Source organism: Blattabacteriaceae bacterium, from assembly GCA_036390115.1.
GTDB lineage: Bacteria > Bacteroidota > Bacteroidia > Flavobacteriales > Blattabacteriaceae > DASQPV01.
The window spans coordinates 1-20,521 of sequence record DASWCM010000005.1; the positions used below are offsets into that span (position 1 = coordinate 1).

34 protein-coding genes are annotated in these 20,521 nt (G+C 29.6%); 28 read left to right on the forward strand and 6 right to left on the reverse strand.

Going from position 1 to position 20,521, the window contains the following annotated elements; translation table 11 throughout:
* The 28 genes from VF849_01345 to VF849_01480 form a co-directional block, all read left to right on the forward strand.
* Window positions 1-263, forward strand: a 263-nt coding sequence (locus VF849_01345; protein HEX9232671.1) for a hypothetical protein, incomplete at its 5' end; no start/stop codon positions are given.
* The gene (locus VF849_01350; GenBank protein ID HEX9232672.1) at window positions 260-403 is read left to right on the forward strand and encodes a hypothetical protein; all 144 of its coding nucleotides are present in this window, start codon (window positions 260-262) and stop codon (window positions 401-403) included. The genes VF849_01345 and VF849_01350, both read left to right, overlap by 4 nt.
* Window positions 375-695, forward strand: coding sequence for a hypothetical protein (locus tag VF849_01355; protein HEX9232673.1), 321 nt, complete (start codon window positions 375-377; stop codon window positions 693-695). The genes VF849_01350 and VF849_01355 overlap by 29 nt, the downstream gene beginning before the upstream one ends.
* Entirely contained in the window at window positions 676-966 is a 291-nt protein-coding gene (locus tag VF849_01360; GenBank protein HEX9232674.1) for a hypothetical protein, read from the forward strand. Before VF849_01355 ends, VF849_01360 begins: the two co-directional genes overlap by 20 nt.
* Window positions 963-1,187 (forward strand): hypothetical protein, encoded by a 225-nt coding sequence (locus VF849_01365; GenBank protein HEX9232675.1) that lies wholly within the window; start codon window positions 963-965, stop codon window positions 1,185-1,187. Before VF849_01360 ends, VF849_01365 begins: the two co-directional genes overlap by 4 nt.
* Window positions 1,184-1,393 carry a hypothetical protein gene (locus tag VF849_01370; protein HEX9232676.1) on the forward strand — a complete coding sequence of 70 codons (210 nt, stop codon included), beginning with the start codon at window positions 1,184-1,186 and terminating at the stop codon, window positions 1,391-1,393. Before VF849_01365 ends, VF849_01370 begins: the two co-directional genes overlap by 4 nt.
* Window positions 1,386-2,441, forward strand: a complete 1,056-nt coding sequence (locus VF849_01375) for a hypothetical protein (protein HEX9232677.1) — start codon at window positions 1,386-1,388, stop codon at window positions 2,439-2,441. The genes VF849_01370 and VF849_01375 overlap by 8 nt, the downstream gene beginning before the upstream one ends.
* Window positions 2,442-2,469: 28 nt before the next feature.
* On the forward strand, window positions 2,470-2,655 hold the full coding sequence (locus VF849_01380; GenBank protein ID HEX9232678.1) for a hypothetical protein: 186 nt from the start codon (window positions 2,470-2,472) through the stop codon (window positions 2,653-2,655).
* Entirely contained in the window at window positions 2,652-2,891 is a 240-nt protein-coding gene (locus VF849_01385) for a hypothetical protein (GenBank protein ID HEX9232679.1), read from the forward strand. Before VF849_01380 ends, VF849_01385 begins: the two co-directional genes overlap by 4 nt.
* On the forward strand, window positions 2,888-3,052 hold the full coding sequence (locus VF849_01390) for a hypothetical protein (GenBank protein ID HEX9232680.1): 165 nt from the start codon (window positions 2,888-2,890) through the stop codon (window positions 3,050-3,052). The genes VF849_01385 and VF849_01390 overlap by 4 nt, the downstream gene beginning before the upstream one ends.
* A 1-nt stretch (window position 3,053) precedes the next feature.
* Entirely contained in the window at window positions 3,054-3,836 is a 783-nt protein-coding gene (locus tag VF849_01395) for an AAA family ATPase (GenBank protein ID HEX9232681.1), read from the forward strand.
* A complete protein-coding gene (locus VF849_01400; GenBank protein ID HEX9232682.1) occupies window positions 3,833-4,231 on the forward strand; it encodes a hypothetical protein in 399 nt (132 codons plus the stop codon). Before VF849_01395 ends, VF849_01400 begins: the two co-directional genes overlap by 4 nt.
* Window positions 4,228-4,437, forward strand: coding sequence for a hypothetical protein (locus VF849_01405; protein ID HEX9232683.1), 210 nt, complete (start codon window positions 4,228-4,230; stop codon window positions 4,435-4,437). The genes VF849_01400 and VF849_01405 overlap by 4 nt, the downstream gene beginning before the upstream one ends.
* A gap of 62 nt (window positions 4,438-4,499) precedes the next feature.
* Window positions 4,500-5,054, forward strand: a complete 555-nt coding sequence (locus VF849_01410; GenBank protein HEX9232684.1) for a hypothetical protein — start codon at window positions 4,500-4,502, stop codon at window positions 5,052-5,054.
* Window positions 5,055-5,326: 272 nt separating this feature from the next.
* On the forward strand, window positions 5,327-5,509 hold the full coding sequence (locus VF849_01415) for a hypothetical protein (GenBank protein ID HEX9232685.1): 183 nt from the start codon (window positions 5,327-5,329) through the stop codon (window positions 5,507-5,509).
* Between the two features lie 2 nt (window positions 5,510-5,511).
* The gene (locus tag VF849_01420) at window positions 5,512-5,781 is read left to right on the forward strand and encodes a DUF3820 family protein (protein ID HEX9232686.1); all 270 of its coding nucleotides are present in this window, start codon (window positions 5,512-5,514) and stop codon (window positions 5,779-5,781) included.
* Entirely contained in the window at window positions 5,778-5,963 is a 186-nt protein-coding gene (locus VF849_01425) for a hypothetical protein (GenBank protein HEX9232687.1), read from the forward strand. The genes VF849_01420 and VF849_01425 overlap by 4 nt, the downstream gene beginning before the upstream one ends.
* Window positions 5,938-7,407: a hypothetical protein gene (locus VF849_01430; protein ID HEX9232688.1), complete on the forward strand. Its 1,470-nt coding sequence runs from the start codon at window positions 5,938-5,940 to the stop codon at window positions 7,405-7,407. The genes VF849_01425 and VF849_01430 overlap by 26 nt, the downstream gene beginning before the upstream one ends.
* Before the next feature lie 3 nt (window positions 7,408-7,410).
* Window positions 7,411-7,623 carry a hypothetical protein gene (locus tag VF849_01435; protein ID HEX9232689.1) on the forward strand — a complete coding sequence of 71 codons (213 nt, stop codon included), beginning with the start codon at window positions 7,411-7,413 and terminating at the stop codon, window positions 7,621-7,623.
* On the forward strand, window positions 7,620-7,844 hold the full coding sequence (locus tag VF849_01440) for a hypothetical protein (protein HEX9232690.1): 225 nt from the start codon (window positions 7,620-7,622) through the stop codon (window positions 7,842-7,844). Before VF849_01435 ends, VF849_01440 begins: the two co-directional genes overlap by 4 nt.
* Entirely contained in the window at window positions 7,841-8,062 is a 222-nt protein-coding gene (locus tag VF849_01445; GenBank protein ID HEX9232691.1) for a hypothetical protein, read from the forward strand. The genes VF849_01440 and VF849_01445 overlap by 4 nt, the downstream gene beginning before the upstream one ends.
* Before the next feature lie 155 nt (window positions 8,063-8,217).
* Entirely contained in the window at window positions 8,218-8,397 is a 180-nt protein-coding gene (locus VF849_01450; protein HEX9232692.1) for a hypothetical protein, read from the forward strand.
* Complete coding sequence (locus VF849_01455) at window positions 8,394-8,555, forward strand: hypothetical protein (protein HEX9232693.1); 162 nt, start codon at window positions 8,394-8,396, stop codon at window positions 8,553-8,555. Before VF849_01450 ends, VF849_01455 begins: the two co-directional genes overlap by 4 nt.
* Entirely contained in the window at window positions 8,545-9,597 is a 1,053-nt protein-coding gene (locus VF849_01460; protein ID HEX9232694.1) for a DNA polymerase, read from the forward strand. The genes VF849_01455 and VF849_01460 overlap by 11 nt, the downstream gene beginning before the upstream one ends.
* A gap of 33 nt (window positions 9,598-9,630) precedes the next feature.
* Window positions 9,631-10,863 carry a DUF3987 domain-containing protein gene (locus VF849_01465; GenBank protein HEX9232695.1) on the forward strand — a complete coding sequence of 411 codons (1,233 nt, stop codon included), beginning with the start codon at window positions 9,631-9,633 and terminating at the stop codon, window positions 10,861-10,863.
* The gene (thyX, locus tag VF849_01470; protein HEX9232696.1) at window positions 10,860-11,564 is read left to right on the forward strand and encodes an FAD-dependent thymidylate synthase; all 705 of its coding nucleotides are present in this window, start codon (window positions 10,860-10,862) and stop codon (window positions 11,562-11,564) included. The genes VF849_01465 and thyX overlap by 4 nt, the downstream gene beginning before the upstream one ends.
* A 2-nt stretch (window positions 11,565-11,566) precedes the next feature.
* On the forward strand, window positions 11,567-12,061 hold the full coding sequence (locus VF849_01475) for a hypothetical protein (GenBank protein ID HEX9232697.1): 495 nt from the start codon (window positions 11,567-11,569) through the stop codon (window positions 12,059-12,061).
* Window positions 12,058-12,267: a hypothetical protein gene (locus tag VF849_01480; protein ID HEX9232698.1), complete on the forward strand. Its 210-nt coding sequence runs from the start codon at window positions 12,058-12,060 to the stop codon at window positions 12,265-12,267. Before VF849_01475 ends, VF849_01480 begins: the two co-directional genes overlap by 4 nt.
* On the opposite strand, the gene VF849_01485 is transcribed toward VF849_01480, so the two are convergent.
* The 6 genes from VF849_01485 to VF849_01510 are packed head-to-tail and all read right to left on the reverse strand — an operon-like array spanning window position 12,259 to window position 20,518.
* Window positions 12,259-17,574, reverse strand: coding sequence for a hypothetical protein (locus VF849_01485; GenBank protein HEX9232699.1), 5,316 nt, complete (start codon window positions 17,572-17,574; stop codon window positions 12,259-12,261). The genes VF849_01480 and VF849_01485 overlap by 9 nt on opposite strands.
* Entirely contained in the window at window positions 17,574-18,605 is a 1,032-nt protein-coding gene (locus tag VF849_01490) for a hypothetical protein (protein HEX9232700.1), read from the reverse strand. Before VF849_01490 ends, VF849_01485 begins: the two co-directional genes overlap by 1 nt.
* 5 nt (window positions 18,606-18,610) lie before the next feature.
* The gene (locus tag VF849_01495) at window positions 18,611-19,051 is read right to left on the reverse strand and encodes a hypothetical protein (protein HEX9232701.1); all 441 of its coding nucleotides are present in this window, start codon (window positions 19,049-19,051) and stop codon (window positions 18,611-18,613) included.
* On the reverse strand, window positions 19,048-19,866 hold the full coding sequence (locus tag VF849_01500) for a hypothetical protein (GenBank protein HEX9232702.1): 819 nt from the start codon (window positions 19,864-19,866) through the stop codon (window positions 19,048-19,050). Before VF849_01500 ends, VF849_01495 begins: the two co-directional genes overlap by 4 nt.
* An 8-nt stretch (window positions 19,867-19,874) precedes the next feature.
* Window positions 19,875-20,186, reverse strand: coding sequence for a hypothetical protein (locus VF849_01505; protein HEX9232703.1), 312 nt, complete (start codon window positions 20,184-20,186; stop codon window positions 19,875-19,877).
* Window positions 20,183-20,518, reverse strand: coding sequence for a hypothetical protein (locus VF849_01510; protein HEX9232704.1), 336 nt, complete (start codon window positions 20,516-20,518; stop codon window positions 20,183-20,185). Before VF849_01510 ends, VF849_01505 begins: the two co-directional genes overlap by 4 nt.
* Window positions 20,519-20,521 lie beyond the last annotated feature (3 nt).

Here is a 20,521-nt window from a genome sequence, read left to right on the forward strand (position 1 = left end):
ATTCTCCTACTATAAATGGTTGGATCGCGCATAAGGTTTCTAATCTAGAAAATTCAAAAGTATTAGAAACTTACAAAGATCAAGTATTTCATTTTATGGAAACAAGTTCTGAGGGAGAAGAACTAGATATAAAGGATTTAAATATAGATGAAGAAGAAGTGAGTAAAATGAAAACTCTATTAGATCCAAGTCCAATTTTCGCAGCTTTTGTTTCACAAAATAGAATTAAAGTAGTTCATTTAGCTAAAGATCAAATAGAATGAAAACATTAGATGAATTAAAAGAAGATTTTGCTATTGCAATGGATTATGGAGATTTTTACGTAGCTTCAGAAATAGTAGAAGAAATAAAACGACTAGAAGAACAAGAAATAAATGAAAACATCAAAAGAAAAATTCATTAAATGGGTAGAAGGTTTACCAGAAGATATAAAAATAAATTATTCAGATAATTTTAATTGTGTTATTTGTCAGTTTATGAAAGATACTACAGGAATAACAGAAATTAGTGCTGGACGTTCTTATTATAGAACACCATTAGATTCCCATGAAAGAATTCCAGTAGATCAGCAAATACTTAACATTCTGTATTTATCTAAAGTAAAAGATGAGAATAATAATTTTTTATTTTCTAATATAATTACAAAACCTAGATTATTGAATGCTATAAAACAAAATGAAAATACAAATCCTTAAGTATTGGAGAGTTGGTGAAGATAAAAAATCATTAATTCTTCTTCCATCTAAAGTAGGACTAGAAATTATAAAAAAAGTTTTAGATGATAAGAAAATATCTTATATAGAAGGAATTGAAAAAATAGATAAAGCAAGTCTAATCTGTCTTGTAATAAAATTAAACTCACCTATTAAATTTATAGAATATAGAATTAATATTGTTGGAGTTTCCTTATACACTTATATGGAAAATGAAGAAAAATTCTATCTAAGATTTCCTTTTGAAATATGACCATAGAACAATTATTAGAGTGCTCAGCAGAAAAATTAGAAGCTATGTCTGATTCAGAATTAAATTCTTATTTATCACCATATTTTAATATAACTCGTCCTGAACTACAAGTTAAAACTGAGCATACTATTAAAGGATCAAAGCAAGCTAATATGGAATTAAATATAAAATTAAATCAAGCTCGCGCAATTGCTAAGAGCTTTGGGATTGAGTTACCATGACAACAGAAACAATAAAAGCTTATCTAGTAGATACAAAGTGTCCTATATTAATTTGTCTTTCAGATGGAAGAAAATTTATCGTAGCACATCAAGATTTTTTAATATTTCATCCAGTGGGTGATGGTATATTTCTCTTTCAATCAACTGGATATTATATAGTCTTAAATAAAAATCATATAACTTCTTTAGAAAAATCTTATGTCTGATAAATTACTTCTAATGTTAGATGCTTCTGCTTTTTCTAATTCTTCTTGTATTCTTAGATTATTTAATACTGTTGTAGAAGGCTATAAACAAAAATTAGAAAATAATGATATCTGTTTCGGTACTGCATTCCATATCTTCAGAAAAATATTTAGAGAAAAGGGAGAACAAGGAGTTGCAGAAGGAATAAATAAAGCAAAAGAATATTTTATAAATACTCCGATGATAGAGAAGTATAATAAAAAATATCTTACCCCAGTTTTCTTAATGAGAATATGTATAGAGTATGCAGAAAAATATGCAAAAGATTCTTTTAAGCCTATTAGAATAAAAATTAAGAAAAAAATAAAAAATTTAACCAAAGAACAATTAGAAAGTCTTAATGAAGCTACTAAAACATACTTACTTTGTTCCGATAATTCAGAACATGAAGTTGAAATAGAAGAATCTCTATTAGAAATCAAAGGCGCTTTTCCATATTATGTAGATGATGATATGGAAATCTTAATGGCATTTACTATGGATGAAATAGGAAAACAAGAAAACGGAATAGTATCTATAATGGATGCAAAAACTACATCTATGTGGGATATAAAATCTTATTTTCAATCTTTTGAATTATCTCCACAATTACGATTTTATAAATGGAGCTTATTTAAATATGCAGAAGCTTATCCAGAATCTTTTATTGGAAAACTATGTGAAGATATAATAGGTTGTCAAATAGATGGAATATTCTATAAAGGAGCAGATAAAGAAGTAGAATATAAACGATCTGAAGTTATGTTATTTTCTGATGATCCTAAAATGGAAGAATTTGATAAATTAGTAGAAAGAAAAGTATTTAAATTAATAGATTCAATTAAATTATGGAGATCTAGTAATAGACTTCCATTGCGCGAAGGAATTTTAAATGGCTCATGCGAAACTAAGTATGGAAAATGTGATTTTTCTCAATCATGCGCAGCAGTAGATGAAACTACAAGGAATGTAATATTAGACTATAATTTTATTAAAAAACACTATAATCCACTTGAATTCAATTCTTGACAGAAGAGGTAAGATTAAAAGAATAATTATGTCAGAGATAAAAAATAATCCAGAAAAACTGGAATATTTTTATATAAATAGAGAAGGAATTAAAATAAAAGTTTTTCCACTTTTTGGAATTTTAGATAATATTTTCATCTATTGTTTAGATTTAACGAAAGGTGGTAATATAACAATTCATAGAAGTAAACTAGAATGGGAAAATAAAAAATGAAGCTTTTAACTCTAACACAAGCAAGGATTGAGAATGAGAGTGAGCCTAAAGTAATTTCTGTTGCTGAGATTGCAATTAACATAGAAGATATTGTTATTATTCATCCAGTAATGGATAGATATGATTGTCTTATAAAAAATGTTACTGGAATAAAATTAAGACAAGGTGATGGATTCTATATAATTGGTTCTTTTAAGGAAACAATGGAAGTAATAGAACAAAATATAGTTATATGATAATAGTTGTATCAAATCAATGGAAATTCCCAATAACTGATTTTGATTTATTTAGTTTTGGAATAAGTTATTTTGGTAGATATGATTACCTTAAAATATATTGGTCTATACATTTAATAATTTTTGGATTTATTTTAATAATAAAGAAAACTCTAAAATAATATGCACATTCCTGAGAAATCACTTAATTTAAAAGATACTCTAATGGGTCAAATTAGACTTGGACTTTGTGGCGAGCCTGCTACTGGAAAAACAACATCTGCTCTAACTTTTCCAAATGTTATAGTTGCAGACTTTGATGGTGGTCTTACTAGATTTTCGGGAGAAAATATTATTTTTATTCCATTTTATGACGAAGAATGGGTATGTAATTTTGGATTTAAACCAACTAAACCTAGAGCTACAGCTAATAGAAGAGATGCTTTTCTTAAATTTCTAGAAGAAGATGTTCTTAAAATGAGTAATGAACAAACACTACTTCTTGATAGTTGGACAGCACTGCAAAATGCTTTTGATTTACAGCAAGATACTGATCCACCTAAAGTAACAAAGGAAGGTAAAACAGACGACTATTATTTTTGGCAGAAAAAAATAGAATACTGCGAAAAAATAGTTGTTCGTCTTAAAGCATGTAAATGTCATGTTGTAGTAACATTCCATGAGGATAAAGTAAGAGATAAAAACACAGGACAACTTTTAGATAAGATAGCACCACTTATGCAAGGGAAGTTCGTAGCTCAACTTAAGTCTCATTTTACTGATTTTTTCCATATGATTTGTGAAGAAGAAAAAAATAAAGATGGAATAGTAACAAAATGTTCTTATTGGTGGCAAGTAGCCAGTAATAATAGAGTAGATATTAAAACAAGATTAAAATTTCCAGAAGGAACATTTAAAATAGAGCCACATTTTAAGATATTTGAACAATACAAAAATAAAATATGAAAAATATAAAACCCTCAAAACTAATAGAATTAGCTTTAAAAGATTTAGAAACTGTAGAAAGTATGCCAGAAATTTATGAAATTTCTATGAATGTGTTTCATGAAAATCATAATAAAAAATGTTTTATTTGCTTAGCTGGTGCTGTTATGGCAATTACATTACATGCAGATAAAAATAAAACATTAAATACAGGATATTTTCCAGAGCAGCAGCATTTACTTCGTGCTCTTAATATGTTTAGAGTAGGTGCTATAGAAAGTGGATTTCTAGAAATGGGAATACCACTTAATAATTTAAAATCTTCTTTATATGTAACACCTTATCATATAAATCCTATACAATTTAAAATAGATATGAAAAATATGACATTCTATTTAAAAGAAAATAATTTATGAAAATAGGAGAGTTAAAAGATCAAATAAAAGATTTTAAACCATTCACAATTTATATGACAGACGGATTTCAGATTCATATTCCCCATATAGATTACATTTATTTTCCACCAATAGGAAGAAGTTTTGTTGTTATTGGCCCTAATGGTGGGGTTCATGTTCTAGCTTCTGAACATGTAACAAGAACAGATCATGGAAATATAGAATAAACAATTTCTCTCTTATAAAAATAGAGAGGAAAACAAAACAAAAAAACTAAAACCAAAAACATATGTTAACTAAATCAAATAAACCTAAATTAGCTGTCCCACCTGCGTTCAAGAATCGTTGTGTAATTCGCTGCACAGATGTTAAATTTGGGCCTAATTCTAATGATGCTCCAATGATAACAGCAAATTGGGAACTTTTAGGTATCCCAAATAGCACTGGGAGTATTGATACTAAAATGGAAAGAAACGGCCAGGAATATCAACTTGCTGGATTGAGACTTAAAACTACTTATTTCACCCTAACACAAAAAGCAGTAGATGGCTTTTATGCTGAGTTTTGGACTAAAGCAAATGGAGAGGAATTCAAAGGAGTAGATGAAACAAATCCAGATATTAAGTTCTTTGATTCTTTATGTATGGAAGCTATAGTTCAAGGTTTAACTATAGTAGAGAGAAAACAATTAACAGAAGAAGAAAAAGAAGAAAAGATTGCTAAGGGTGAACAACCTATTGGTGATCCAATCACTGATAGTGATGGTGAAGAAATAACTAGGACTATGTTAACTCAAACTATGTGGCTAAAGAGATATACTGGTGAAGTTCCGCATCCATTCTAAATAATTCCGCACTAGTCCGGTTAAATAGGCTAGCAACATGCTAAATGGTGGATTTAATATCCACAAGACCTAATAATAGGTCCAAAAATCCTGGTTGCTGAAATAATGCAACCAGACATTTTGGAAGATAGCCATGATGAAACATATAAGTAATCCACATTCAAGTTGTAACTTGTGCATTATAAACTTTACAACAACTATAATGGTGGCAATTCTTCCTTCTTTATAAGTACGACAAGCACTTTAAAGTTACTGGCCACTTTCTTAATTTTATGAAATCTGAGATAATTATACGTGCCTGTGAAATAACGGAATTACACTATAAAAATATTAATTTACCTCAATTTGCTCACGCATTTAAAATATTTCGTAAAGCAATAATTGTTTTAGAAAAAGAAGATGCAATAAAAGAAGAACAAATACACAATGAAGCATTAGAAGGTTCTCAAGGATAAATATGACAAAACAAGACAAAAGAAATCCATGCTTTGAAGATACATCTTTAATGGTATTTGGAAAATATAAAAATCAACTATTACAAGATATTCCAGCAAGTTATTTTAGATGGCTTAAAGATATTTTAGAGAAAGAAGGTTATAATTATAATCCTCCAGAAAAATTGTATAATAGTATGAAATCTTTTGAACAAGATAAAGTGAAACTATACAATTACATATGGAATAGTCAAGATGCACTTCAAATGGAACTAGGAAATGATATAGTATGAATACTCTAACTATAGATTTTGAATATATAGAAGCAGATAAAAATGATCCTATGTCACACGATGATATTGATATTCATGATGTTAAATTAAATAATGTTAGTATTCCAGTTCCCAATAGTTCATATTCAGTAATTAAAAGCTTTCTACAACATCAACGTGTTAAGTCAACCACCAAAATTTGATTATAACGGGCTAACTATTATTCTATCAGGCTCGAATAGATTTGAGAAAAGACAACTTTTACAAGGCTCCGGCGCATACTTTTTTAATACTGAATGTTTGATGCCAGAAACAAACATTTATTGTTGCGATGTAAGATTAATTGATGATAAAAGAAAACTTTTACCTAAGACTAAAATTGTTTTTTTATTAGGACAAAGAGCTTTTCATATATATACAGGTAGAGTTGAAACATTAGATGAGGCGCGCGGAAGTCCATATATTATAAATGGAATACCATGTATTTCAAGTTTTTCCTATCAAGATGCAATCGATCCACAAAATTTTGAAGCAAAATTTAATAAAGAAGAAATTGAAGATGAATATGAAGAAGAACGAGATTCCTATATTGGAGAAAAATCAAGAAATAAAACTTCCCGTGAAAATTATCGTTTCTGGCTTAAAGCAGACACAAAAAAAGTATTGCGTATCCTCGAAAATAACGGGAATATTCCATTACCTTCTTTCAGTCCAGAGTATCACATTTACCCTCCAAGTAAAACAATTATTGAAACCTTGGAAAAAGAAAAAGGGCAAGATTTATATATCGACATAGAAACAGATATTGAAAGTCTAGACATTAGATGTTTTGCTTTTAACTTTGGGAATTCAAATAATATATACGTTGTTCCAGTTCTAGATATAGAATATAAACCAGCTTATGAAGAAATTCCTCAAATTTTTAGAGCTTTATATATGGCCTTCTATGGTAACACTGTTATTGCTCATAACGGTGCTGTGTTCGATTTCTTTATTTTTGCCTATAAATATAAAATATCTATTGGCAAAAATTGCTTTGATACTCTTATTTCTAATCACCGTATCTTCCCTACTGTTGAAAAATCGCTAGGACATTGTATAAGTTATTGGTTATATCTTCCATATCATAAATCAGAAGCTGCTCATGGTTATAATAATTTAAGTCAAGCAGAGCAACTATGGAAATATTGTAGTAAAGATGTTTACACAATGAGACTAGTCAAAGAAGCCCAGCTTAAATACGCAAGTAATGATCCTGGTCTTCTATCTAGTATAGATCAAGCTATGAAGTCTATTAGACCATATCTTATAATGTCCTTACTTGGAATGAAATTTAATGAAGAAAAGCGCCAGCAATGGATAAATGAGTCTGATAGACTTATGATGCAATATATGAGGATTATAAGTATTTTAACAGGACCAAAGGTAGAAATGTTAATAAGCAATAAAAAATGCACTAAATATTTTCATGATCTTCTTGGTTATCCAATTGTTAAAAGAACAAAAACAGGAGCAAGTAGTTTAAGTGCAGATGCGCTATTGAAATTAAAACTTAGACATGAGAATCCAGTAATAGACTTCCTTATTAAATATAGAGAAAAACAAAAAGAGACAGGAACGCTTAATTGGAAAACATGGATACAATAAATTATGACAATTACAGAATTAGAAACATTTAAAAATCTTGCCCCATTTAAACCATTTAAAATAAATACAGTAGACGGAAAATCAACTCAAATTTTTCATCCAGATTTTATTTATTTTATTCCGCCTATAAATAGAGTTATAATCTTAAATCAAGAATTACAACTAATTAAATTTATAGATATAAGTTACATAACATCAATAGAACAACAAGTATGACTGATAAACAAATAAAACTAGCAGCAGATATTTATAATTTAGAGCGCCAGAAAGAAATTATAGATTCTGAGCTTAAACCAAAACGTGAGGAACTTCTTAATAGTATAAAAGAATATGGAACCTATGAATGTGGGGATCATATAGTAATAAAAAAACATATAGAAGAAACTCATGTAAAAGCTTTTGACAGAAGACCATACGACACTTTACAAATAAAATGATAATAGTTGAAAATATTACTTTTAAAAATGAGAAAAAGTATATACAAGTTCGTATACATACTGCTTGCTGTAAAAGCACTTTTATGGTAGAAGACCAAGGTAAAGATAAATTATGGAATCCAATAACAGAAGAATATATTCTCTGGGGAATGGTTAATTCCATTAGATTAGCAGAAGATACATACAATGAGCGAATACTTAAAACCAATAAAATGTAATAGATGTAAAAGTGAACTTAGTAATTTATTTAAATTTATAGATAAAACTATAAAAGAAGAAAAAATAATTTATCTATGTGATGATTGTGTTAAATACTATTTTACAAAATTATTAATAGATCGAAGAATTTTTAATAAAGTATGGAATCTTATAAATGAAAATAGTAAAAAAACAATTTGAGTCTTTATATCTTTTTTATGAGTGTAAATTAGGCGTAGAATCTATAACACAAGCTTTATCAAATCTAAAATATTTTACAGGTAAAAACAAAGAACTTCTAGATAAAATAAATGAAGCACATAAAATATTAAAAGAAATAGAATTTGAAAAATGAAACAATTAATAGGTATTGAATATATAGAACCAGATAAAGTTAATATCATAATTACAGAAGGTGGTATTAAAATAAGCATAGAGGGTAGATGTGTATTTTCTATAATAAAAGCTAAGGAATTTTCTATTAGCGATACAAGAATAAAAAATGCACAATAAACTAGATAAACCTAGGGATACAAGTCATTGGATTGTAAGTGCGACTAATACATTTAGATTAGGAAGTAGAAAGATACTTTCCTCTTTACATGATACAAAATGGATCAATTTCGGTGGCAATAGGCAAAATATAGAAGGAGGTATGAGAATAATTTGGGAAGCTGATAAAGGGTATAAATTAGTATCAAAAGATCAGTCTGGTGCTGAAGCTTTAATAGTAGCTTATTTATGCAGAGATGGAAATTATAGATCACTTTTTAAAAATAACATAAAACCTCATACTTTTATAGCACTTTATGTTTTTGCTGAACAATTTAAAAAACACTTTGATGCTGAAAAAATAGATTTAGCTATTAATACAGAAATAAAATATTTAAGAAGTCTACCTTTTTGGAAAGAATTAGATAATCTTATTAGAAGTTCTGATCACTGGCCTTCAAAAGAAAGATATTATTTTATTGGTAAGAAAATTGTTCACGCAAGTTCCTATGGTATGCAAGCATTTAAGTTCTGCCTATCCTTACTAGAGGAATCTGGAGGTTTAATTGCACTCTCTAAAAAAGAAGGCGAACAATATCTTATGATGTTTCATAAGCTCTTTCCAGAAATACATTTATGGCATTCTAAAATATATGAGCATATTAGAAAGTATAAAGAACTAAGAAATCTTTTTGGATTTCCTTTTAAATTTACTGGATTCATAGATGATAATATGATTAGGGAAGCATATGCTTTCATTCCACAATCAAGTGTTGGGACAGCAACTAATATAGCAATAACAGAAATACAAGAAATTATAGAAAAAGAAAAACTAGATTACCATATTCTGAATAATGGACATGATAGTATTTTAGCTGAATGTCCTGATAATGATAAAGATATAGAGTATTGTAGTTTATTATTAAAAAACGGTCTAGAAAGAGAATATATATCACCTACCGATGGAACTAAATTTAGAATGAAAAGTTCTTTAAAATTAGGTTATAACTGGAGTGATTATCACGAAATAAATAATCCAAATGGTCTTAAAGAAATAGAATAGTTTAATATTATCTAATCAATGTTTACATCAAACATGGATAGATGGAGATATTATTGCGAGACTATCATTTCACCAGATAGTTATATAGATTGGGGTTTGTATTATACTATAGCAGCAGCTCTTCAGAGAAGAATTTGGCGTGGACAAATTGATGGTAAACCATTATTTCCCAATCCTTATATAATTTTTACTGCTGATCCAGGTGTTGGAAAAGGGCTTGTAATTACAGAAGTTAATAAACTTTTAAGATATTTTAAACTAGAAAAAGAAAAAGATCAAATAGGAGAAACTAAAACAATAAATTTTAATGAACAGCCTAAACATGGGATGGAAAAACCACTTTTATTTCAAGTTGGCGCTGATGCTTCTACTTATGAAGCACTTGTTAGAGAAATATCACGTTCTGTAAGAGCCTATTTTTATAAAGAAAATGAAACTAAAAAAGCTTATATACATTCTAGTCTTGCTTTTTGTCTAGAAGAAATAAGTTCTCTTTTTAGAAAACATACAGAAGATCTTGTTCGCTTTCTTCTTGTAGCTTATGATTGTGGTGATTATAGATATGATACTATATCTAGAGGAAGAGATTTTATAAAAAATTGTTGCCTTTCTTTAATAGGAGGAACTACTCCAAAATTTCTAAAAAGAGTATTTTCTGATGAATTATTAAATGAAGGTTTTGCAAGTAGATGTATATTTGTCTTTGAATTATCTAATAGATTTGATAGATTGAAGCCGCCAGAGTTTTCTAAAGAACAAATGGAGGAATATAGTATAATTTTAGAGCATATAAAAAAACTCTCGCTTCTTTATGGAGAAGTTGTATTTGAACCAGAAGCTGCAGAATATCTTGAATTATGGAATAAAGTAGAAAAGTATAAAAGACCCAATACAAGTCCAAAACTAAACTACTATTATGCAAGAAAACCAGTAACTATACAAAAACTAGCAATGGCAATACATTTCTTAGATAATCTAGATATGAAAGTAAATATAGAGGAATGCAAAAAAGCAATAGCTCTATTAGACCATACTGAAAGAAGGATGCACATGGCACTATCAAGTGATGTAAAAAATCCTCTCTCTGATCTAACTGATGAAATAATTAGTTTTATTCAAAAAACTGGACCACAAACCAAAAAAGAATTACTTGTTATTTTTTGGGGAAGCTTACCAAATGGTAAGCAGAGCTTAGATGAAACCCTTGAATATTTGTTGATGATAAGAAAACTAAAGTTAGAAAATAGTAAATTCCATATTATATGAATAAAGGTTACGAAATAAAAGTATTAGATAAAGGTTATGTTCGCTACATAGATCATATGGGTTCCGATGAAAGAATAGTAGAAGCCGCGCGCATATCATATAAAAGTCCCTCTAAAGGTGAAGAAGCTGATAAAAAATTATTACATTATCTTATTAAAAATAAACATACATCTCCCCTTGAAATGTGTAAAATTACATTTAACATAAAGATGCCAATTTTTGTAATGAGACAATTTGTGCGCCATAGAATGCAAAACATAAATGAAATATCAGCTAGGTATACAGAACTACCTGATGAATTTTATATACCAGAAAAATGGAGAAGACAAGATACTAAAAATAAACAAGGAAGTATTGAAGAAAAAGAATTTAGACCTGAAATAACTTTTGAAGAGTTTAGAGATTATGCTGAAATATGTTTAAATAGAATATATATAAAAATATATGAATTTTATAAATGTTTAATTAAGGAAGGAATAGCAAAAGAAATGGCTAGAATAATATTACCTGTTGGTATTTATACAGAAATATATTCTACATGGGACTTGAATAATCTTTTAAAGTATTTTATTCTAAGAGATGATTTACATGCTCAATGGGAACATCAACAATTTGCTAAAGCTATGAAAGAAATAGTTAAAGAAATATTTCCTTGGACATTAGAAGCTTATGAATTATTTTTAAATCCTAATAAAATATGATTATGAGTATACAAATATTAGCACCAATTAGATCTGATAATATTCTAGAATTACAAGAGTGGGTTAGATTCTATGATATTAATGGAAAATATCCAGCAAATATTCTTGAAAGATTTGCAATAGGAATATATCAAATTAAAGATGGAATGGAATGGAAAGATACTTTAAATAAAAATGAATCTTGGTGTGCTGCTTTCATTCATTTTTTAACTGTAGCAGAGAAATTAAACTTACCAATAGAAGATAAAATAAGTTTAAGTCTTCCAGCTTTTGGAGCAATTTTAAATGAAAATTTACTTTTAAATTTATCTAGAGCACAGCAGGATATATTCTATAAATATAATTCTGGAAAAACACAAAGAAGTTCTAGATATAATTCAGAAAGATTGACAATAAACTTAAGTAAAGTATTATCTATCTGTTATTGTAAAGTTCCAAAAGAAGAGAGACCAGAAGGATTCTATAATGCAAGTTCTATTATGATAGGAAAATTATGAGAAAAATAATATGTGATATTTGCGGAAATGAATATAAAGAAGTATTAGAAGAAATTACAGGACAAATTAATTTACATAGAAAAAATGGAGAAATACTATCTATTGGAATTGTAGAAATAAAATTAAATTGTCGTTTTGATACAACAAATATTGATATATGTAGAAGCTGCCTTATTAATGGAATTAAAGCTGCTACTTTAGAGTGATGGAACTAATTTAGATTTCTCTTTATTTACTAAGTTTTGTAAAAGATAATCTTGTAATCTACTTGCGGCAGCCTCTTTTCCTTGTGATTTTTCAAGAAAAGAAATAAACTTCACAAATTTAATAGGCATATCTGTAGGAGATGGCATAGTTTGGTAGTTATTCTCCTTTATTTTCTGTAGTTCTTTTTTAAGAACAAAAGGATCAACATTACCAGAATTATCTTTAGATTTTTCTAATGCTTTATCAATTAATTCTGGTAATAGTTTTGCTACAATTTCTAGATCAGAACTTTGTTTAAACTCTTTTAATTTTTTTCCTCCAATTACATTAGGTAATTCTCCAGTTCCCTGTGGAATATCTCCAGAATCTAGTTCTTTAAATATTCTAAGATCGCGAAAAGCTTCTTTTCTTTTAGCTAATTCTGGATTAACAAAATTTGCATCAACATATCTATAAGTCTGAGAACTTTGTTGCGCAAGAGCTTGAATATAAGAAGCTAGACTTTCTATAGGATCATCACCGTCTTGGATAGAATTTACTAAATCACTTGTATTCTTAGCAAGAACATCTGTAGCAAAAGAATAAAGTGGAAAGCTAAGTGGATTATTATATTTAATCCCTTTTCCTTGAGCTAGATTAGAGCCAACTTTAGAAAAGTCAGAAATTATTCCAGCAATAGAAGCTAATTGCCACAGACCAATTACTTTAGCTCCTACATCTACTGGACTTCCAAATTTTTCTACTTCAGTTATTGTAGGATCAACACTTCTTTTACCAGAAAGTAATTCATTTATTTGTTCTATTGCTGCACCAGTTAAAATACCACCAAGAGCAGTCCTAAGTAATGGACCATAAGAGCCCTCTTTAATTGGTAAAATTGCATCTTTCCAAATTGTATTTGCTTTCTCTATATTAAATCTAGAAAGCTGAGTAAAAAAACTTAATCCACCCTCTGATGTCCAAGTAGGAACTCCTTCAGGACCATATGTTCCTCTTACAGCATCAGTAAATCTTTTTGCTATTGCTTGTATATGTTCATCCTTTACAATAGCATTCTTTTCAAATAGTTTATCTACTCCACCTTCTAGTGTATCTCCAAATCTTCTACTTAGTCTTACAGCTTCTTTATCTCCATTCTTTGCTGCTGCTAAATTATCTTTTGCAAGTAATTCTCCTAATGTATGTATATACCAACCTTCTAATTTATCAGAAAGATTTCTTCCTTGGTATTTCCTCAATATATAAGAACCCTCAGAAAGTCTTCTTATAAAAGGATCAGGACTAGATACAAAATCTCCGGCTGTATCATAATCAGCAAATGAAGCTCTAATAGAATTATTTTCAAAAGCTCTAGCTGCACTATCATTCATATTACCAAAAGCTTTAAATATAAGTGGAATCTGACCTGGGCGAACATAAGTAGAAATAAAACCTGGAATATTAACTAGATTCCTAATAGGTGTCCCAACACCCATTAAAACATTATTTACAATACGAGATATAGCTAATATCTTAGGATTTCTAGTTGATCTATCCGCGCCCAAAACAGAAGCTAAAGCATCTTTAGAAACTTTAGCACCACCAATATGTTCTATATCTGGAGCTAAATCAGTTTTATCTCTATTTCCAAATTGATCTTGTAGATTAAAAGCTTTCCTCATTTTAGGATCATTTTGTAAAAATTTAAAATATCCTAAATCTCTAGCTGCTCTACTAGCATAACGTGACATTAAATGAGGAAGATTCTTCTCAATTAATTCAAAAGGAAGTCCTAGCCCTTCTGCTTTTCTAATAGCACCAAATTCTACATCAGGAGATACATGATGTCCTATAGCATCTTTATAATCTTTTAATTGTGCTAAAGCATCTTCTTTAGAAAGACCATTTTTCTCTAGAAAATCAGTATATAATTTATCATAAGTTTTAGATTGTTCTGAATCACTTTTCTCACTCCAGTTATAGGCTACATCATTATCCAGCATATTAGGAAAGTAACCATCTTCTTTTATACCTGCTAAACGGCCAGCAACCTTAAGACCTAATTCTCTCTGTAAAAGTTTAGGTTCTCGAATATTCTCTAAATATTTAGAAACAAAATCTTCTTGTTTAGTATTTAACTTTACATCAGAATTTCCTTTACTATCCATGTCGTAAAGATATTTTACAAGAGAGCTATGTTCTGCTTCTGTAAAATTAGCATCCTTAAAATTTGCTATTTGTTTATTTCCAATTTGTCCGGCTAATTGATCTGTCCATCCCCACCATTTATGTAATTGATTAGATACATAGTTTCCAGTATTATTTTTAAATTGTTCTGCTATTTTATCAATTCTAGGAGTTAGAAATTTAAGTCCCCAGGGTGTAGAGAAATTCTTTAATTTAGTCTCTTCTTGTTTTGGATTAGACGAAGATTCTACAGCTTCTTTTGTTTGGGGAAGCATTCTTAATTTAGGTATTTCTTTCTCTGAATATTTAGGTAATTTAGAACCTTCTTCTTCACTTTGTTTAGTTACATCTTCTGGACCCCAGAGTTGTTTTAACTTTTCAATCGCTTTTTTATAATCTTGTTTTAATTTCTCAACTTTAAATTTTGCTGATTGATATTCTGAACTATTTTTATCAAAACTATCTCTAGTTATTACAACTTTTCTTCCTTCTGTATTTATATTTTTAACAATATGTAACTGATCTAATATTTCTTTATCTATAGGATGTTTACTTTCTTCTAACTGTTCGACTGGAGTTTTATATTCTTTTTTAGGTAATTTACTACCTTCTTCTTCAGAAAATTTTCCTAAATTCTCTTTCAACTTATTTAATTTATCACTATTTTCTACCATCTCTTTATAACTATGTTGTTCCAATTCATTGGGTATTCTATAACCTTTATTTGCTAAAGTAGCCTGAGCAAGTGTAGAATCTTTAGGATGACCTGAAATATCTTCTGTTAGATTATAGTTATGAAAGCTTGGTAACATTTCATCACCCTCAAATTTACCAGAATATTTAACAGGAGCAGTAGGTAACTTATTATATTCTTCTTCGGAATATTTTGGAATAAAGTTACCAGGTCTTTCATTTTGAAGAGTTCTAAATTTATTTAATTGTTCATTTGCTTCAGCTTTTGTATATCCTTTAACTTTAGTTAAGAATTTCCAATAGGACTGTTCATCTAAACTACTATTTTTAAAATCCATTATAGGTTCTTGTAAGCCTTCCTGTGTAATTCCAGGAATTCCAGTCTTATCTGGTATTCTATCAAATATTAACTGTTCTTTACTAGGTTGAGTTTCTTCTTCAGATAACCTAGCTTCTGGAGTTCTAGTTTCTTCTATAGAACTTAAAGGAACTTTAGATTGAACATCTTTTCCAAATGTTTCTTTAAAAGGAGCATCATTTATTAGCTTATTACTCATAAGTCTAACAAAATCTTTAGATTCTGGATTTCCATATTTAACCTTAACAGCAGACCAGAAGTCCTTTAAAAATGATTTAAATTTTCCATCTCCATCAGTTTTTAATACACGTCTAATAGAATCTTCTCCTACATGAGTATTATAATATTCTTCTATAGAAGATTCCTTATTTTCAGCTTTTCTTGCAGATTTCCATTCCTGATATTCAGGCGAAGCTTCTATAATTCTATCACCTTTAGTAACTATCTTTTTCTCAGAATCATTTCCATGCTTTAATAGATCATCTCTAAATATATGACCTAATTCATGTGGCGCAGTTTCTATTGTTCCAGTCTCAGGATTTACTTTAGCAATAGCTTCTTCTAAACCATTTCTTAGGATTGCTTGTCCTTTCACTTCAGTTCCATCAGACTTGAAAACTCTATCTTTAATTAACTTCATGTTCCTAAGAACACCTAATTTTTGGAACATTCCAAATAGAGCATTAGTAGGTTTTAGAATTAAACCTTCTTTTTCTGCACCTTTTACTAAAGGTTCTGTTCTTTTCTGTGCTAACTCAGAAAGTTTAGATTGTTCTTCCTCACTATATATTCCTTCTCTCTCTTTTAACTTACTTGGACCTTCTACTTGTTTTTCTCCAGTAGCCTCAATTAAATATTTAAGTCTATCATCTTCTTTTTGTTGTTCTATCAATTTTTCCTCAGCAAATGGAATTTTAGTTTCCTCTGGTTTCAGTTCTTCTTTCTTGCTTACAACAGGTTCTGCAGTAGCTTCTTTTTCTAATTTAGCCTGTTGTAATTCATATTTATATCCTTCTCTTAATCTACCTTTTGCTTCATTAGATAAAGGTTGAAAATCTTTTAAATAATCTATTCCAAAATATTCTGCAACATTCTTATCTCCAGTTTGATATATTTTTGCTAATCTTTTAGCTTCATTCTGAGATTTACTTTCGGCTGCGGCAACCTTTTTTAATTGTATAGCCTCATTCTTAGCTTTTATTTCTCGTTGTTTTAATTCACCAATTGCACCACTCTCTGTAGTAGGAACTACTTCTGCTTTTTCATATCCAGGAATAACAGGTTCAGTTTCTAATGGAGACTTTAGTTTAATTTCTTCTGGAATTTTTTCTGATTCTACATCTATAAAATCAGGTTTTTGTGCTTCTCTAGCTCCTTTGAAAATATCTTCTCTATAAACATTTGGATGTAATCCTATAGATTTTGTCCATTTTCTAGGATCATTTAATAAACCACCACCAACAGTTTCCATTCCTAATATAGCTAAAGATTCTGGATCACCAGCAAGAGCTTTCTTTCTAAGTTCAGGATCAGTAGCTAATCTAATAGATGGTTGAATTGTAGAACCTAAACCTACATTAAGTAAATTACCTATATCAGTAGCATGTGGTCTAATACCTGGAGTTATAATATCTCTAATAGCTCTACCAGCACTAGGTAAAGATTTAATACCTGGTCTAAGTGTTGGCAAAGCAGAAGCTAAAGAACCTATAGTTGTAGCAATTGGATGTTGTTCTACATCTGTTTGTAATTGCTGTGCAAATTCTGGAGATATAGCTTCTATAGCTTTTTGTTGTCCTTTACCAGCAAGAATAGAAGTAGCTATACCTGCAATTAAACCAACTGGAATTGAAGCTCCACCAGTAAAAGGAGCAGCCGCTAAACTACCTCCTACTAATCCAGCAGTTGTTGGTAAAACTCCAGTAGCAAATGATCTAGCAGTAGCACCAAAAGTAGAAGATTTTGGTTTAATAGTTGGAGAACTAATATTTGCAGATTGTTCTTCTGCATCATCAACAAGTTCTGCACTATCAGGATCAATACCTCTTTTTTTTAATTCTTCTCTTAATTTATATTCAAATACTGGCATTATTTCTTTTGTTTTGGAACTCTTATTTTTTGACCACCAACAATTATAATATCATAATTAGGATTAGTTGGATCAGAAGAAATTGAACCTTCTGGTTGTTGTGGTTGTGTAAAATTACCACCAGTAAAAGGTCCACCCAGCTTCGCTTTAATACCAGTTGATTGTTCTGGTAATGTATTCTTTAATAATTGTTCTCCAGTTGTTAAAGGAGCTTTAAAAGCAATTTTACCAGTTCCAATATCCGCAACAGATTCTTCAGGTCTAAGAGGAAACAATCTTTCTTTTAAATTTTTATAATACTCAGCTTCAGCCATACCCGGAATTACTTTCATTCTCTGTTTCTGAAGTTCTGGCTGAGCCTCTAAATTACCTTTTGCAGTTATATTTCCTAATTTTGATTGTTGTATTGCAGTATCTACATCTATAGGTCTAGTTTTTGCTTCTGATTCTATTCCTCTTTCTGCTTCAGCAGTTCCTAATCTAGATTTAGCTATTCCTTCATACCCCTGTTGTGCAGTTTTTGATAAAGCAATATTAGAAGTAAGATCAAGATGACTTTTTATATTTTCTGGTGTTGGTTGTATACCTTGAGAGGTAAGAAGAGCTATTATATGTTGTTGAGTTTCTTTAGCTAAATCTAAAGGATCAAGAGCCTGTCTTTTAGCTACATCAATAGGTATCTCAGCTTGTTTTGTTCTAATACCTCTCTTAGCAGCCTCTTCTGCAAGAATATTTTCTATATTTGCTTGATTAGCAAGATTAGTCCCTTTTCCTCCAGTAATAGCATCTAAAAATGGATTTGTAGGTCTAAATTTTCCTTGTGTTCCAATATCTTTAGGCTCTAATTTAGTTTGTATCCTATTTTCTGTTGGTATACTTTTATTTGACCAATCATAAGGAGTTTCTGTAACAGAAGATTCAGGTGGAACTTCTGGAACCTGTTCTACTTGATTACCACCTAAAAGAGAACCTAAATCTAATCCACCTTTTCCACCACCAAAATTTCTTGCTCTAGATCGTTTAGCGGCCATAAATTTTATATTGGTTGACCAAGTTCATTATGATGACTTTCATAAGATATTTCTCTAAGCTCTAAACTAGCATGTCTTCTTACAGATTGGCCATTAACAATCTCTATACAAGCTAAAATAACTTCATTTGCATTTTGTCTAAGAACATCTGCAAATTGTTTTTTCCATTTTATTTCTGATCTTTCAAAATGAATAGAATCCAAATAAGAATTAAAAGCCATTTTAACTAAAGAATGTAAAATAGTATAATTTTGAATATAAAAATGATTAGCATAGATAGCCTCTGCATAATCATGACCTTTAATAAAAAACTCAAAATCTGTTTTTTCTCCATCAATCCAATCATCTAACATATGACAATAAACAATATAAGACATAATCCAAAGAAGAGCATCTGGATTACTCTGTAAATATTTTGTTAAAAAATCTACAAATTTATTTCTCATACAGAAACAAGGGAACCTATTCCAGTAGTTGTTTCATTTAATCTATCGAGTAAGTCTCTTCTTTGTGCATTTATATCTTGTTGTTGTCCTACAAGTCCAGCAGTTGTCCCTGTTAAAGAATTTCCAACGCCAATAGCTTGATTTTGTGTTCTATTTATACCACCAAATTCAGATAATCCTGTTCCTGTTGGACCTTTACCCAAAGCTATATTAGTACTATTAAAAGATCCACTTGAAGGTTGAAGAAAATTAGATGCAATATTTATAGCACTACCAAGTGCATCTCTTCTTTTTTGTAATTCATTTCCAAATGAAAGAGCATTGGATACTGTTCCAGTTGCAGAAGGAACAGAAGCATTTCCACTTCTAGCATTTTCCTGTGAAATAAGTCTCTCTGCTTCTGGATTAGCATTATTCAAATTAATACTACCAAGTAAATCTCCAAGTTTACTAGCTTCAGCCGCTCTCGTTTTATAATATTCTGGATTTAAAGTCTTATCTAAAACTTGAGATTCTCTAGCTGCTTGTCCACCAGCACCTTGTAAAAGTTCTACATCTGTAGCAGCAGTTCCTTTTCTAGATACAGCTTCAGCTTTAGATCCTGCTTCTGCTAATCTAGGAGCATACTGTTCGTATAATTTTGTAAGTAATTCTTGATAACCTGGAGATGTAGCTTGTGACGCTGCTAGTTCAGATTCGGCTTGAGGTTTTAATTGTGAATTGACTAAGTTCATATACTGTGGTAAATTCTGCATCACAGTATTTATTACATCAGAACTTAGTCCTGTTCCTGATTTGGCTGCTGGATCGCCCATGTTAGTTTTTAAAAGTTATAATTCACAAGTTTATTATATCTATATGCTGATATAAAATAACCTGGGTATTTTTGTTTATAGTATTTTATGAAATCTTTTATTCTTTTGTAACCTACAAGACATTTTACGTGGAGTCTTTTTTCTTCTTTATGATCTTCACCAAAACAAATTCCATTCAACCCCCCATCTTTATTAGTTGTATACACTAGAGTTTTTTCATTTATAGCCTTAATTATAGCCCATTTGATTTGGTCATCTGTCCAATCTTTCAGGATTTCATGCTTTCTTATAAATTCTACTGCTTGCGTAATGGAAATCATATATCAAGAATTTTAGCGGTTCTTAATTTGATTAATAACTCGTTATATGATGCTTGTAATGCTATAAAAGCATTCTTTAATTCTAGAAAAGAATTTTTAGTAGGAACTTCCCCTAGGGATACAGAATCTACAATTATATTAAAAGTATCAGAATTTACTAATTCTACAACTTCAAATTCTGTAGCTTCTACCTGTTTAAATGAACCATAATCATCAGTTGTTCCAACAGGAATTCTTATATTCTCAAAGAATTCTTGAAGATCATTTCTTGTTGCCCAAGCTACAAACTCATCAGAAAATGAAGTAAAAGATAAAGAAGCTCCTGGAATCATAAA

Coding starts and splice junctions, on each gene's coding strand:
- VF849_01390 (HEX9232680.1), top strand. CDS start 2,888: ATGATAATAGTTGTATCAAATCAATGGAAATTCCCAATAACTGATTTT.
- VF849_01485 (HEX9232699.1), bottom strand. CDS start 17,574: ATGCCAGTATTTGAATATAAATTAAGAGAAGAATTAAAAAAAAGAGGT.
- VF849_01465 (HEX9232695.1), top strand. CDS start 9,631: ATGGATAGATGGAGATATTATTGCGAGACTATCATTTCACCAGATAGT.
- VF849_01505 (HEX9232703.1), bottom strand. CDS start 20,186: ATGATTTCCATTACGCAAGCAGTAGAATTTATAAGAAAGCATGAAATC.
- VF849_01455 (HEX9232693.1), top strand. CDS start 8,394: ATGAAACAATTAATAGGTATTGAATATATAGAACCAGATAAAGTTAAT.
- VF849_01400 (HEX9232682.1), top strand. CDS start 3,833: ATGAAAAATATAAAACCCTCAAAACTAATAGAATTAGCTTTAAAAGAT.
- VF849_01425 (HEX9232687.1), top strand. CDS start 5,778: ATGAATACTCTAACTATAGATTTTGAATATATAGAAGCAGATAAAAAT.
- VF849_01475 (HEX9232697.1), top strand. CDS start 11,567: ATGAGTATACAAATATTAGCACCAATTAGATCTGATAATATTCTAGAA.
- VF849_01435 (HEX9232689.1), top strand. CDS start 7,411: ATGACAATTACAGAATTAGAAACATTTAAAAATCTTGCCCCATTTAAA.
- thyX (HEX9232696.1), top strand. CDS start 10,860: ATGAATAAAGGTTACGAAATAAAAGTATTAGATAAAGGTTATGTTCGC.
- VF849_01510 (HEX9232704.1), bottom strand. CDS start 20,518: ATGATTCCAGGAGCTTCTTTATCTTTTACTTCATTTTCTGATGAGTTT.
- VF849_01355 (HEX9232673.1), top strand. CDS start 375: ATGAAAACATCAAAAGAAAAATTCATTAAATGGGTAGAAGGTTTACCA.
- VF849_01365 (HEX9232675.1), top strand. CDS start 963: ATGACCATAGAACAATTATTAGAGTGCTCAGCAGAAAAATTAGAAGCT.
- VF849_01410 (HEX9232684.1), top strand. CDS start 4,500: ATGTTAACTAAATCAAATAAACCTAAATTAGCTGTCCCACCTGCGTTC.
- VF849_01450 (HEX9232692.1), top strand. CDS start 8,218: ATGAAAATAGTAAAAAAACAATTTGAGTCTTTATATCTTTTTTATGAG.
- VF849_01495 (HEX9232701.1), bottom strand. CDS start 19,051: ATGAGAAATAAATTTGTAGATTTTTTAACAAAATATTTACAGAGTAAT.
- VF849_01500 (HEX9232702.1), bottom strand. CDS start 19,866: ATGGGCGATCCAGCAGCCAAATCAGGAACAGGACTAAGTTCTGATGTA.
- VF849_01360 (HEX9232674.1), top strand. CDS start 676: ATGAAAATACAAATCCTTAAGTATTGGAGAGTTGGTGAAGATAAAAAA.
- VF849_01380 (HEX9232678.1), top strand. CDS start 2,470: ATGTCAGAGATAAAAAATAATCCAGAAAAACTGGAATATTTTTATATA.
- VF849_01375 (HEX9232677.1), top strand. CDS start 1,386: ATGTCTGATAAATTACTTCTAATGTTAGATGCTTCTGCTTTTTCTAAT.
- VF849_01460 (HEX9232694.1), top strand. CDS start 8,545: ATGCACAATAAACTAGATAAACCTAGGGATACAAGTCATTGGATTGTA.
- VF849_01395 (HEX9232681.1), top strand. CDS start 3,054: ATGCACATTCCTGAGAAATCACTTAATTTAAAAGATACTCTAATGGGT.
- VF849_01415 (HEX9232685.1), top strand. CDS start 5,327: ATGAAATCTGAGATAATTATACGTGCCTGTGAAATAACGGAATTACAC.
- VF849_01445 (HEX9232691.1), top strand. CDS start 7,841: ATGATAATAGTTGAAAATATTACTTTTAAAAATGAGAAAAAGTATATA.
- VF849_01385 (HEX9232679.1), top strand. CDS start 2,652: ATGAAGCTTTTAACTCTAACACAAGCAAGGATTGAGAATGAGAGTGAG.
- VF849_01350 (HEX9232672.1), top strand. CDS start 260: ATGAAAACATTAGATGAATTAAAAGAAGATTTTGCTATTGCAATGGAT.
- VF849_01480 (HEX9232698.1), top strand. CDS start 12,058: ATGAGAAAAATAATATGTGATATTTGCGGAAATGAATATAAAGAAGTA.
- VF849_01370 (HEX9232676.1), top strand. CDS start 1,184: ATGACAACAGAAACAATAAAAGCTTATCTAGTAGATACAAAGTGTCCT.
- VF849_01420 (HEX9232686.1), top strand. CDS start 5,512: ATGACAAAACAAGACAAAAGAAATCCATGCTTTGAAGATACATCTTTA.
- VF849_01405 (HEX9232683.1), top strand. CDS start 4,228: ATGAAAATAGGAGAGTTAAAAGATCAAATAAAAGATTTTAAACCATTC.
- VF849_01490 (HEX9232700.1), bottom strand. CDS start 18,605: ATGGCCGCTAAACGATCTAGAGCAAGAAATTTTGGTGGTGGAAAAGGT.
- VF849_01440 (HEX9232690.1), top strand. CDS start 7,620: ATGACTGATAAACAAATAAAACTAGCAGCAGATATTTATAATTTAGAG.